The organism is Streptomyces sp. NPDC029169 (genome assembly GCF_055563935.1).
On the sequence record NZ_JBVHXA010000009.1, the window covers coordinates 128,133 to 140,955 of the forward strand.

General features: G+C 72.5%; 8 protein-coding genes. 6 read left to right on the forward strand and 2 right to left on the reverse strand.

The genetic code is table 11. From position 1 onward, the window contains the following. Positions 1-113: 113 nt before the first annotated feature. The 3 genes from ACZ4VI_RS19020 (at position 114) to ACZ4VI_RS19030 (ending at position 4,290) form a co-directional block, all read left to right on the forward strand. Positions 114-668, forward strand: a complete 555-nt coding sequence (locus ACZ4VI_RS19020) for a DM13 domain-containing protein (protein ID WP_468000509.1) — start codon at positions 114-116, stop codon at positions 666-668. Positions 669-845: 177 nt separating this feature from the next. Further along, positions 846-3,710: a DNRLRE domain-containing protein gene (locus tag ACZ4VI_RS19025; RefSeq protein WP_468000510.1), complete on the forward strand. Its 2,865-nt coding sequence runs from the start codon at positions 846-848 to the stop codon at positions 3,708-3,710. A gap of 34 nt (positions 3,711-3,744) precedes the next feature. After that, entirely contained in the window at positions 3,745-4,290 is a 546-nt protein-coding gene (locus ACZ4VI_RS19030; RefSeq protein WP_468000512.1) for a hypothetical protein, read from the forward strand. A 259-nt stretch (positions 4,291-4,549) separates the two neighbouring features. On the opposite strand, the gene ACZ4VI_RS19035 is transcribed toward ACZ4VI_RS19030, so the two are convergent. Next, the gene (locus tag ACZ4VI_RS19035) at positions 4,550-4,927 is read right to left on the reverse strand and encodes an ATP-binding protein (RefSeq protein WP_468000514.1); all 378 of its coding nucleotides are present in this window, start codon (positions 4,925-4,927) and stop codon (positions 4,550-4,552) included. A gap of 262 nt (positions 4,928-5,189) precedes the next feature. Between ACZ4VI_RS19035 and ACZ4VI_RS19040 the strand changes: the two genes are divergently transcribed. After that, positions 5,190-8,102: a helix-turn-helix transcriptional regulator gene (locus ACZ4VI_RS19040; RefSeq protein WP_468000516.1), complete on the forward strand. Its 2,913-nt coding sequence runs from the start codon at positions 5,190-5,192 to the stop codon at positions 8,100-8,102. Between the two features lie 19 nt (positions 8,103-8,121). Here the strand turns inward: ACZ4VI_RS19040 and ACZ4VI_RS19045 are convergent, their stop codons facing one another. Beyond that, positions 8,122-10,227 (reverse strand): alpha-galactosidase, encoded by a 2,106-nt coding sequence (locus tag ACZ4VI_RS19045; protein ID WP_468000518.1) that lies wholly within the window; start codon positions 10,225-10,227, stop codon positions 8,122-8,124. 76 nt (positions 10,228-10,303) lie between these two features. Between ACZ4VI_RS19045 and ACZ4VI_RS19050 the strand changes: the two genes are divergently transcribed. Together ACZ4VI_RS19050 and ACZ4VI_RS19055 are read left to right on the forward strand one after the other, a co-directional pair. Beyond that, complete coding sequence (locus ACZ4VI_RS19050) at positions 10,304-11,479, forward strand: ROK family protein (protein ID WP_468000519.1); 1,176 nt, start codon at positions 10,304-10,306, stop codon at positions 11,477-11,479. Positions 11,480-11,523: 44 nt separating this feature from the next. Then, positions 11,524-12,810 (forward strand): ABC transporter substrate-binding protein, encoded by a 1,287-nt coding sequence (locus ACZ4VI_RS19055; protein ID WP_468000521.1) that lies wholly within the window; start codon positions 11,524-11,526, stop codon positions 12,808-12,810. Positions 12,811-12,823 lie beyond the last annotated feature (13 nt).

Here is a 12,823-nt window from a genome sequence, read left to right on the forward strand (position 1 = left end):
GGTGACGTAAGAGTCTCGTTATCTGGGGGTGGCTTCCCTGGGGGTCGGTTGCTCGCGTTGGATGGCGGGGAGATTCCGAGGTCGATCGAAGGGGGTGCGCCGTGGGGCGCGTCGTGAGGAAGAAGCTCTGGGCCGGGGTGGCCGTCGCCGGGGCCGCGGTGTTGGTGGTCGGGCTCGTCTGGTTCAAGCCCTGGACCCTCTGGGTGGACGAGACGGTCCACGAGGCCCTGCCGGCGCCCACCGCCGCGAGCCCTGAGGCTTCGGCACCCGCATCCCCGGACGCCACGCCGTCGGCGACCCCGTCACCGGCCGGGCCCCGGACCCTGGCGGAGGGACTGTTCAAAACTCATGAGCACCCGACGACCGGCTCGGTGAAGCTCGTACGGCTGGCCGACGGAACCCACACCCTCCGGCTGGAAGGTCTGGACACGAGCAACGGGCCCGACCTGAAGGTCTGGCTGAGCGACGCGCCCGTGAAGGAGGGCAAGGCGGGCTGGGGTGTCTTCGACGACGGGAAGTACGTCAGCCTGGGCAAGCTCAAGGGGAACAAGGGCGACCAGAACTACCCGCTGCCCTCGGACGTCGACTGGTCCGCGTACTCGAGCGTCAGCATCTGGTGCGACCGCTTCGACGTGTCCTTCGGTGCCGCGGAGCTCGTCCGTACCTGACCGGGAACGAGCCGTCCGCGGGGCGGGACGTGGGCGGGACGTGGGGGAGCGGCATGGAGTTCCGCGTTCCGCAGTCACGATGATCACGCCGTGAGCGCGAGATCTGGCGTGGACATCGCAAGCCGATGCTTGGAAGCATGCGCGCGTCTGTTCCCTCTTGATCAGAAGGAGTACGGCGTGCACAGAACCACCGACCGGTCCCGCGGACCGGTTCGGCGGGGCAGAGCCCATGGCCTCGCACTTCCCCTCGCACTGATCCTCCTCGCCGAAGCAGGCGCCGCGTTAGGCCTCGCACCCGTCGCCACCGCAGCCACCACCACGGAGACCGTGGTCACGTCCCGGACGGCGCCCGCCGCCTCCGCGGCCTCGCGGGACGAGACGAACGCCCGGCTCACCGCCCAGGCACAGGGCCGGCGGATCGAGGTCCTCAGCGCCCGCACCGAGAACACCACCCTCTGGGCGAACTCCGACGGCACCATGTCGGTCGAGTCCTTCGCCGGACCCGTGCGCTACCGGGAGAACGGCCGCTGGGTCGCGGTCGACGTCAATCTCGTCAAGAACCCGGACGGTTCCGTACGTCCCAAGGCGCACCCGCGCGGTCTGCGGCTCGCCGGGCGTACCGGAACGACGGGCGGTGACCTCGTCACCCTCGGGCGCGGGGACCAGGAGATGGCCCTCGGCTGGCGGGGCGCGCTGCCGGAGCCCACGCTTCGCGGCCCGAAGGCCACGTACGAGAACGTCCTCCCCGGCACCGACCTCATCGTCGAAGCGACCCGCACCGGGTTCGAGCAGTACCTCGTGGTCGCCGACCGGCAGGCCGCCGAGCGCGCGGCGAGCTTCACCCTTCCCGTACGGACGAAGGGGCTCAAGGCCGATCAGCAGGCCGACGAGACGCTGGTGCTCACCGACACCCGCACGGGCAAGGAGGCGGGGCGCGCCCCGACCCCCTTCATGTGGGACGCCTCCGCGGGCCCCGACAGAGCCGGCGCGCACAAGGCCCGGGTGGACCTCGATGTGGCCCACCGGGCAGGAGGCTTCGACCTCACCGTCAACGCCGACCGCGGCTTCCTCGCGGACAAGAGCACGAAGTACCCGGTGACGATCGACCCCGCCGTCTACTTCGGCACCAACTTCGACACCTTCGTCCGCAACGGCGACACCGCCGACTTCTCCGGCGGTGTCGACCTGCGCGTGGGCCGCGAATGGCAGAAGGGGGAGGCGCGCGCGTTCATCAACTTCCCGCGCGACCCCTCGGTCACCGGCCAGGACATCCTCAACGCCGAGCTCAACCTCTACTCCACCTGGTCCGACTCCTGCGAGCCGCGCTCCTGGGAGATCTGGGACACCGGCACCGCCTCCACCGCCACGACCTGGGGCACTCAGCCCGCCTGGCGCTCCAAGGTGACCTCGTCGACCCAGACGCACGGACACACCGCCTGCGGCCCCCGCTGGATCTCCGAGGACATCACCCCGCTGGTCGAGCAGTGGTCCCAGACCAGCCGCACGGTCGACACGATCGGCCTGCGCGCCACCGACGAGGCCGACCCCAAGGCGTTCAAGATCTTCGCCTCGGCCGACGAGCCCAGCGTGGCACCGTCGATCCTCGTCACGTACGAGACGCCCGCGGACCCGGTGAAGGACCACGTCGTCTACTGGAACGACGTCCTGCAGGAGACCTTCCGGCAGGTCGGCGGAGCACCCGGACCGCTCGCCCGCGCCGGGGCGATGATGCACGGCGCGATCTACGACGCCGCCAACTCGGCGCGCTGCGCGGAGGGTCCGGCCAAGTGCCTCGGTGACGCCTACCTGGTGAAGGCCACCGCCACCAACGGCGCCCTGCCGGACGTGAACAGCGCGATCGACCACGCGGCCTTCGAGGCCCTGAAGTCGGTCTACCCGACCCTGAACTTCGACGACGAGATCGCCGCCGCGCGATCGACGATCCCCGCCGCGGTCACCGCCGAACAGCGCGCGGCCGGCACGGAGATCGGACAGAAGTCCGCGGCCGCGATGGTCGCCGCCCGGCAGAGCGACGGCTCGGCGCCCATCGCCCCGTACACCGGCAGCACCGCACCGGGGTACTGGCGCCCGACCGGTACGGGTGACGGCGCCACGCCGCAGTGGGGCACGGTCAAGCCGTTCGGCATGGCGAGCAGCACCCAGTTCCGCCCGGCCGGGCCCGCCGGGCACACGCAGATGAGCACGCTCCTGCCGAGCCAGGCGTACGCGGACCAGGTCAACGAGGTGAAGAGCCTGGGCGGCGCGGAGTCCACCGCGCGCACCGCAGACCAGACGAAGGCGGCCCTGTTCTGGGCCAACGACCTCGACGGCACCTACAAGCCGCCGGGCCAGCTCTTCGACCACACCCAGATCCTGTCGCGCCAGCACGGCATGACGGTCGCGGGCAACGCCAAACTGTTCGCGCTCACCGCCTTCGCCATGGCGGACGCCGCGATCGTCGCCTGGGACATGAAGTACCAGACCGCCATCGATCTGTGGCGGCCGGAGAGCGCCATCCGGCTGGACGGCGACGGCAACGCGAACACCACCGCCGACGGCACCTGGCAGCCGCTGTCCCAGGACCGCAACGGCAACCACTTCAGCCCCGCCTTCCCCGCGTACATCTCGGGCCACGCGACGTTCGGGGGCGCCTGGGCCAGGGCGACGCAGGACTGGTTCGGCACCGACCAGATCAGCTGGACGGCGACCACCGAGGACCCCAACGCCCTTGGTGTCACCCGGAGTTTCTCCACGATCTCGGCCGCGGCGACCGAGAACGCCGTCGGACGCGTCTGGCTCGGCGTGCACTACCGGTGGGACGGCACCGACGGCGTGAGCGCCGGCGGAAACGCCGCCGCGTACGTCTCGGGGAACCGGCTCAAGGCGAACACGGCCGCCGACTGGACCGCGTACGAGGTCCTGCACAACCTCGCGGGCTGCCAGGAGGTCGGAAAGCGGCTGGTCGCGGAGCACCGCTGGAACGCGTACCAGTGCACTCAGGTCCGAGCCCCGGAACCCGACCACACGCTCTCCGTGAAGTAGCCGGCCGATGAGGAGAAGAGACACAGTCATGCGCGTGCGGAAGAACTCCCGAAAGGGCACGGGGCGCGCGGCGATCGCCCTCGTCGCGGCCTGCGCGATCGGCGCCGTCGCGGCCCCGCTGGCCATCGCCGTCGCCTCGGCCCAGCCGTCCGCCGGTCCGGCCGCCGGTCAGGCCGTGGACGGCGGTCCGAACGACCTGCTCCTGCCCACGCCGGAGGCGCCGCGCATCTCCGACAGCGCGTACGCGGGCTTCCAGCTCTGCGGGGCGGAGACGGGCGACCCGGTCGTCACCAGCGGCTCCCCGACCCTGGCCGCAACCCTGGAATCGGTCGCCCCGCCCGGTACGGTCGAGCCCGCGCGGCCGGGCCCGCGCCGCAAGGTGACCTTCGAGGTCGACACGGCCGGCGGCGAACCGGTCGTGCACAAGCAGCTGACGAGTGACACCAGCCACGACGCCGCCTTCCAACTGCCCGAGGGCACACTGCTCGACGGCGCCTACCGCTGGCGCATGCGGGTGAAGGACGGCAACACGGCCTCGGAGTGGACGGCCTGGTGCTCCTTCACGGTCAAGCGCCACTGACCGGCTGAACCACCTGTGCCCCGGAGCGCGAGCAGCGCTCCGGGGCACATCGGCCTCACGTGTCCCGTACCCGGAGCCTCGCGTTTTTCGGGTATCCGTATCGGCCCGCTCCGGATTGCCCCGGCCTCTCGCCGGCAGGCAGAGTGATCACCGGACGGTGCCGCACGACACCTGTGCCCGCCGACCGGAGTAGCCGCTCACGGATGGTGCCGGGCTTCGTGCGGCACCGCACGGGGGCTCCGGTCGGCGGGTTCACAGGTCATCCGGGTTCGGTGAGCGGAAGCACCACCGAGACACGTGTGCCGTTGCCGTCGCTGGTCACCGTGCAGAGCGGTGCGTACGCCTCGACGAGCAGAAGCCCCCGGCCGCAGAGGGCGTCCGCGTCGTGCTTCTCCGTGCGACGGGTCCGGCGGTGCCTCCAGCGGCCGGTGTCCCTGATCTCGGCGGTGAGCGCGGTGCCGTCCAGGACGAGCAGCAGAGAGACGCCGGGGCTGCCGCTGTGCAGCAGCACGTTCGTGGCCAGCTCGGTGACGATCAGGGACAGGGCCTCGTCGACCGCCTCGGGCAGGTGCCAGCCCTCGACCACCTGGCGGGCGAAGCGCCGCAGGGCCGGTACGGACTCGGGCGCCACGGGCATGGCGCAATGGCGTGCCTGTACGGGGTGAGTCTCGCTGCGGGCACTCTCTGCCCCCGCGGAACGGGGTACTCCACGGTGCTGATCACGCGCGCCTCCTGGAGGGCCTCGCCGCCATGGTCCGGGTGCGTCGTGCCTGCCGACCCGTGCGGTGGAAAGCGGCTCATATCACCCACGCTCCTGGGCCAGGGCATCCCCCCGCAATCAGGGCACACTGAAGTACGGATACGTAAAGAACTGCGCAGCGTAAGTAGTGAGGACAGGTATGACGGCGCCAGCGTCGGCCGGCGAGCATCCCCTGCGGCGGTTGCTCGCCGCAGCGGTGTCGGGCGGCCCGGTGCTGGCTCTGGTCGAGGGGCGGGCGGGCACCGGCAAGACCCGGCTCGTGCGTGCCCTGCTCGAGGAGCCTGCCGTGGCCGGCCACCGTCACGTGGTCGTGGCGTTCCCGTCCGACGGGCCGCCGGTCGTCCGTACCTCTGGGACGTCCCTTGCGACGTCCCCCGACGGGCCGGTGGATCCGTACGCCGAGCTGGGCGCGCTGCGGCAGACGGCGGAGCCGGTACTGCTGGTGGCGGAGGACGTCCAGTCGGCGGACGAGACCGCCGTGGAGCTGCTGCGGGGCCTGCTGGCTCGGCCGCCCGCGCACCTCGTGGCCGTGCTCACCTACCGGCCGGAGGAACTCGCCGCTCCCGGCCTCCCGCTGGGCGGCGCCGTCCACTACCCGGGTGACCTCGATGTCGTACGCGTACGGCTGGGCCCTCTCGATGCCGAGGAGGTCCGCCGCTGGACGGTGGGGGTCCTGGGCGAGCGTCGGTGTCCGGCCGAGTTCACCGCGCGGCTGTACGAGCGCACGGGCGGCGTCGCGCAGGTCGTGGCCGATCTGCTGCGGCTGCTCGACGACGGGCGCCGGCGTGAGCGGGCGCGGTTCAGCGCGCGGGACATCGACGCGGCCCCCGTGCCGGTGCGGCTGGCCGAGCTGACGCTGGGCCGGCTGCGGGCGGTGGGGGAGCCCGGGCGCAGGCTCGTCGAGGCGGCGGCCGTCCTCGACGAGCCGTCGAGCGCGCGGGACCTGACGCGGGTCGCGGGCCTGACCGGGAAGGCGGGCCTGACCGAGGAGGCGGGCGTCACCGAGGCGGCGGGCCGGATCGAGAGGGCGGGCCGGATCGAGGAGGCGGGCGTCACCGGGAAGGCGGGCCTGACCGAGAGGGCGGGCCGGACCGAGGAGGCGGGCCTCAAAGAGGAGGCGGGCCGCGCGGCGCTGCTCGCCGCGCTCGCCGCCGCGGTGCTGGACGAATGCCCCGGTGGGACGTACGGCTTCGGGGTTCCCCTGGCAGCCCGGGCCGTGTACGAGGTGCTGCCCGGCCCGACGCGCCAGGAACTCCACCGCAGGGCGGCCGAGGTGCTGGCGGAGCGGGAGCCGGTGCCGTGGGCGCGGCTCGCGTACCACCAGCGCGGCTGCGGGGATGCGGCCGGCTGGCTGGGGAGCGTGGAGTCGGCCGCCAGGGCGGCGGCCGAGGCGGGGGAGCACCAGACCGCGATCGGCCTCCTGGAGGACGCCCTTGCCGACCCTTCGGTGCCGGCCGGGGACCGGGTCCGGTTGGCGCCGGTCCTGGCGCGCAGCGCCACGGTGGGCCTGCGCTCCGACCAGACGGTGGACGTGCTGCGCCGCGCGGTCGACGACCCGGACCTGCCGGCGGAGGTGCGCGGCCGTGTCCGGCTCGATCTCGCCCTGGTGCTGGGCAACCAGCTCGGGCGCAGCGCCGACGGCCGGGCCGAGCTGGAGCGGGCCGCCGGGGAGCTGCGGGACCAGCCCGGACCGGCCGCCAGGGCCATGTCCGCGCTGGCCATGCCGTACTGGCCGGGCGGCTCGCTGTCCGAGAACCTGCGCTGGCTCGGGCGCGCCGAGGCGGTGGCGGCCCGGAGCGGTGACCCGGTGGTGGAGGCGGCCGTCTCCGCCAACCGGGTGGCCGTCCTGCTGAGCGTGGGTGACCCCGAGGGCTGGGTGCTGGCCGAACGACTGCCCGAGGACAGCGACGATCCGGAGTGTCTGCAGCATGTCGCCCGCGGACTGTGCAATGCGGCCGACGCGGCGGTGTGGCTGGGCGAGTACCGGCGGTCGGCCGAGCTCCTGTCCCGCGGCGTGGACCTCTCCGTCCGCAGCGGCCAGTCGTTCGCCGAACAGACCGGCCGGAGCACCCGGCTGCTGCTCGACTGGGTCACCGGACGGTGGTCGGATCTTCCCGCGCGGTGCGGGGAGTTCGTCGAGGAGGCCGGCGAGATGCCGTGGATCGCGGCGGACGCCCGTCTGGTACTTGGCATGGTCGCCCTCGCCAAGGGCGAGTGGAGTCAGGCGACCGACCGGCTCGCCGGCGTCGGCCTGCCGGACGGCGCGGTGCCGCTGGTCGACACGGCGGCGGGCGCGCGCATCCGGCTCGCGCTGGCACGCCAGGAACCGGACGCCGCCGCGGCGGAGGCGGAGCGCGTCTGGGCACGTCTGAGGGACAAGGGCGTGTGGGTGTGGGCCGCCGAACCGGCGCCCTGGGCCGTCGAGGCGCTGGCCCGCGCGGGCCGGGTGGAGACGGCGCGGGACATGGTGGCGGAGTTCGCCGACGGGCTGCGGGGGCGGGAGGCGCCGTCCGCGTCGGCCGCCCTGGAATGGTGCCGTGCCGTCCTCGCCGAGGCGGACGGCCGGCCCGATCGGGCCGTCGCGCACTTCAGGCGGGCCCACGACGCCTACGCCGCGCTGCCGAGGCCGTACGAGGCCGCCCTCACCAGGGAGAGCGCCGGCCGCTGCGGGCTGAGCGTCGAGAACGGCGGGGACGCCGCCGCGGCCGACGACCTGAAGGCCGCGGAAGCGGCGCTGGAGGAGCTGGGTGCCGTATGGGACGCGGCACGGGCTCGCGCGACCCTCCGTGCCCATCGCCCGGAGCAGCCGCGCCGACCGGGGCGGCCGGCCTACGGCGAGCAGCTCTCGCCACGCGAGGAGGAAGTCGCGGCGCTGGCCGGAATGGGCCTGACGAATCGGGAGATCGCCTCCACCCTCCATCTCTCGCCCCGCACGGTCGAGCAGCACGTCGCCCGCGTCCTGCGCAAGCTCGGCGTCCCCTCGCGACTCGACCTCGCCCGCACGTCCCCGTCCCCATCCTCGCCCCCGTCGGCTGGGCGCCCGCCGTCCTGAACGCGGCTCGTCAGGGCCGCTAGGCGCGGGGCTCTGTCGCCTTCAGCCGGATCACCGCGCTCGCATGGTCGCCCGCCGGCAGGTCCAGCGGAAGGCCGTGGGTCAGGAGGACGGCTCCGTGGTGGACGACGCCGGTGCGCTCGTCGAGGTAGCGGCCGGCCGGGTCGAGGCCCCGCAGGCGCAGGGGTGGCGTCGGATGCCCGTGCGCCGGGGCGAGTCGCCAGGCGATGACGACGGTGCGGTCGGCGTGGGTGTACTGGACGGCGTCGCCGTCCAGCCGGTACTGGAGGCCGTGCTGGACGACCGGGCGGATCTCCTTGTACCGGGCGACCAGATCGGCCGCCTCCGCCAGCTCCTCCGGGGTCCACCGGGTGAGGTCGCCGCCCAGGCCCAGCGCCCCGGCCATCGCGATGTGGAAGCGGAAGCGCAGCGGCACGGTCCGGCCCGTGAACGGGTTGGGGCAGTCGGTGACCCAGGCCCCCATGGTCCTGGCCGGGTAGAGCTGGCTGTAGCCGTGCTGGATGGCGATGCGGTCGACGGCGTCGGTGTTGTCGGAGGTCCACACCTGGTCCGTACGGGCCAGGACGCCCAGGTCGGCACGGCCGCCGCCGCCGGCGCAGGCCTCGATGCGCAGGTGGGGGTGGTCGGCGCGGAGCCGGTCCATGACCGCGTACACCTGGCGTACGTGCTCGAACCAGAGCAGGTCGGCGTCCTCGCCGCGCTCGGGCCAACCGGACTCGCTGAAGGGCCGGTTCATGTCCCACTTCAGGAAGTCGACGGCATGGTCGGTGACCAGGCGGTTCAGCCACGCGTGGGCCCAGGCGGCGACGTCGGGGCGGGCGAAGTTGAGGACGAGCTGGTTGCGCAGGGTCGTCCGCTCGCGGCTCGGCATGTGCAGCACCCAGTCCGGGTGGCGGCGGTAGAGCTCGCTGTCGGGGTTGACCATCTCCGGCTCCACCCACAGCCCGAAGCGCATGCCGAGCCGGTGGACCTCGCGGATGAGCGGGTTCAGCCCGTCCGGGAACGCCTTCGGGTTCGGCGTCCAGTCGCCGAGCCCCGCGGTGTCGTCGCGGCGGGCGCCGAACCAGCCGTCGTCCATGACGAACAGCTCCGCGCCGACCCCCGCGGCCAGCGCCGCAAGCCGCATCTGGCCGGCCTCGTCGACGTCGAAGCCGGTCGCCTCCCAGGAGTTGTAGACGACAGGCCGCAACTCCTCGGGCCGCGGCAGGACATGGCGGCTCTGGTACGTGTGCCAGGCGCGGCTCGTCCCGCCGAAGCCGTCCGCGCGGTAGAGGCCGGCGAAGACCGGGGTCTGCCAGCGCTCTCCCGGCCGTAGCCGCCAGGTGAGCCCGTCGTGGCCCGCGCCGCCGCTCCAGCGGACCTGGTCGTCCTGAGCGCGCCAGGCGGTGATGTGCCAACTGCCGCTCCAGGCAAGGGCGGAGCTCCACACCTCGCCGGTGTCCTCGGTGGCGTCCCCGGCGTCGAGCATCAGCCACGGGTTGGCGTCGTGGCCGGTGAGTCCCCGACGGCTGGTCAGGACGAGTTCGGCGTACGGGAGCGGGGCGCGGCGGAGCTGGGACTCGCGGCCCCACGCGCCGATGACGTGGCTGACGCGGTAGTCGGGGCGGTGGGGGAGTGTCCAGGCGGCCGAGTCCACGCGGTGGAGCGTCAGCGGAGCGTCGTCGGGCGACGTGCCGGTATGGCTGAGCTCCGCCCAACGCTCGATCACATCGCTGTCCTCGTACACCCGGTAGTGGAGCACGATCTCCAGCGGCTGTCGCCGGTCACGCCAGCGGATGGCGAGATGGCCTCCGTCCACGGTGTGGTCGAGGTACTGCCACTCGACACCCCGGCTCCCGTCGGCGAAACGCACCAGCAGAGCCGGCGGTCCGTAGCTCGCGCCCGCCTCGGTCGGGTACTCCTCGCGGCCGTACGCCGTACCGGCGAAGCTGTTGCCGGGCGCGGGCGGCGGGGGCGCTGTCAGCGCCTGATCCAGCGTCAGCGGCGGCCCCCAGTGCACCTGACGGGGTGCGTCGTCCCCGTCGTCGAGCCGGAGGACGTAGCTGCTGTTACGGGTATTGAGCGCCCATATGCGGTGATTTGGGTCGTACGACACCAGGTTCATGCGGGGCAGCGTAGGTTCTCAACTCCCTGGAATTCAATTATTGACGGAGGTAATTAATGGCCCTACGGTACGGCGCATGCCTCCGATCCCAGAGCCTCGTGCCCCGATCACCACGCCCGCCGCGGCGGCCGTGTTCACCACCGTCCTGACGCGCGGTCCGGTCTCCCGTGTGGAGATCGCGCGGCGGACGGGGCTCTCTTCGGCGGCGGTCACCAGGACGGCCCGCCCCATCATCGAGGCCGGATACCTGGAGGAGCTGGCGGCCGAGGAACGCAGCGCGCCGGGCGCGGGCCGCCCGGCCAGCCCGCTCACGATCAGGGCCGACCGCGAGTTCTTCATCGGTGTCAAGATCACCAACGAGGACCTCATCGGCGTGGTCTGCGACCTGCGGGCCGAGACGCGCGCCTCCCGCCACCACGTCCTCACGGACCACACCGTCGACGGCGTCGTCACGGCCCTCGCCGAACTGGTCGAGGAGCTGCTGTCCGAGAACGACGCCTACCGGGAGCGCACCCACAGTCTCGGCGTGGCCGTCTCCGGTGACGTCGACCGGGCCTCGGGGAACGTCCGGTACTCACCCTTCCTCGGCTGGCGCGACGTCCCGCTGGCACGGCTGCTGACCGAGGCGACCGGCCTGGTCACCACGCTGGAGAACGACGTCAAGGCCCTCACCGTCGCCGAGCAGTGGTTCGGCGAGGGCGTCGGGGCGTCGTCGTTCGCCCTGGTGACCGTCGGCACCGGCATCGGCTGCGCCCTCGTCGTCAACGGCGGCCTGGTCGCCGGCGCGTACAACGTGGCGGGCGAGCTCGGCCACGTACGCGTCGCCGAACCGGGGCCCACGTGCCACTGCGGGGGCAGCGGCTGCATCGAGGCCCTGGCGTCGACCGAGGCCATCGTCGCCCACGCCCGGAACGCCGCCCAAGATCCCGGGCTTTCGATGGACGAGGCCGTCGCGCGCGCCCGCGCCGGCGACGAGGCGGTACGTCATGCCTTCGACCGGGCCGGACACGCCATCGGCCTCGGCCTCGCCGCCGTCTCCAACCTCATCGGACCCGAGCGGATCGTCGTCTCGGGGGAGGGTCTTGCCGCCTACGACCTCCTGGAGCCGCAGATCCGGGAGTCCTACGCCCAGCAGTCGTTCGGAGCCGCAGCGCGCTGTGCGCTGATCATCCGGCCCCTGCCCTTCGAGGAATGGGCACGCGGCGCGGCCGCGGTCGCCCTCCAGAACCTGTTCACCACCGAGTCGATCTGAAAGACCTTGCCCCACCTCCACCCTCACCGTCAGGAGCCGCACCCATGCACACCAACCCGAGGGCCTACGGCCGCAGATCCTTCCTCACCACCTCGCTCCTCATAGCCGGCGGTGCCGTGCTCCCCGCGTGCACCAGCGACCCGATGAAGAAGGACGCCGGTGCCGGCGCCGGGGCGAAGATCACGATCAACCAGTGGTACCACGCGTACGGCGAGCAGGGGACGCAGGAGGCGGTCAAGCGGTACGCCCAGGCGTACACCAAGGCCAACCCGGACGTCGCGATCAACATCACCTGGGTCGCCGGCGACTACGAGACGAAGCTCAACTCGAGCCTGCTGACCGCCGACGCACCCGATGTCTTCGAGATCGGCGACTTCCGCCATCAGATGGTGAAGAACGGCCAGCTCGCCCCGCTCGACGACATCCTCGGCAGCGCGAAGTCCGAGTTCGCGAAGGCGGATCTGGACGGCGCCACCGTCGACGGCAAGGTCTACGGCATCAAGATGATCGACGACATCATGATGCTGTACTACCGCCGCAGCGTCCTGGACAAGGCCGGCATCAAGCCGCCCACGACGTACGCCGAGCTGGTCGAGGCGGCCCGCACGCTCACCACCAAGAAGATGAAGGGCCTGTTCGTCGGCAACGACGGCATCGGCGACGCCGGTTATCTGATGGCCTGGTCCGGCGGCGGCGATCTCCTCGAAGGCGGCACGAAGGTCGCCTTCGACCGGCCGCAGACCGCCACCGCCATCGGCGCCCTGCGCCAACTCCACGACTCCAAGTCCCTGCTCCTGGACTTCACCACCGACTGGTACGACCCCGGCGCGATCAACCAGAACGCCACCGCCATGCACTGGTGCGGCCTGTGGGCGATGCCCGACATCAAGAAGAACATCGGCGACGACTTCGGCGTCGTGCCCTGGCCCGCCTTCGGCGCCACCGGCCGCCCCACCGCCCGCCTCGGCGGCTGGTACGAGCTGGTCAACGCCAAGAGCATGCACGTCGAGGAAGCCAAGAAGTACGTCCAGTGGCTCTGGCTCCAGCAGGCCGACCTCCAGAAGGACTGGTGCGTGAGCTACGGCTTCCACGTGCCCCCGCGATCGAGTGTCGCCGCGCAGACGACGGAGTTCGCCGCCGGCGCGGCCAAGGAGGCCGTGGCCATCTCCCAGAAGTACGGCACGTCCTTCCCGAACCTGTGGAACACCGCCATGGCCACCGCCTTCGGCGAGGCCGTCACGAAGATCGCCAAACAGCACGCCGACCCGGCCGCCGCCCTGGCCAAGGCCGCCGCCGCGTGCCAGGCCGAGCTCGACAAGCAGCTCGGCTGAGGAGCCGTACGAC

Excerpts from the sequence above, each read along its gene's own strand:
- ACZ4VI_RS19035 (WP_468000514.1), bottom strand. The coding sequence starts at position 4,927 with ATGCCCGTGGCGCCCGAGTCCGTACCGGCCCTGCGGCGCTTCGCCCGC.
- ACZ4VI_RS19050 (WP_468000519.1), top strand. The coding sequence starts at position 10,304 with ATGCCTCCGATCCCAGAGCCTCGTGCCCCGATCACCACGCCCGCCGCG.
- ACZ4VI_RS19040 (WP_468000516.1), top strand. The coding sequence starts at position 5,190 with ATGACGGCGCCAGCGTCGGCCGGCGAGCATCCCCTGCGGCGGTTGCTC.
- ACZ4VI_RS19045 (WP_468000518.1), bottom strand. The coding sequence starts at position 10,227 with ATGAACCTGGTGTCGTACGACCCAAATCACCGCATATGGGCGCTCAAT.
- ACZ4VI_RS19055 (WP_468000521.1), top strand. The coding sequence starts at position 11,524 with ATGCACACCAACCCGAGGGCCTACGGCCGCAGATCCTTCCTCACCACC.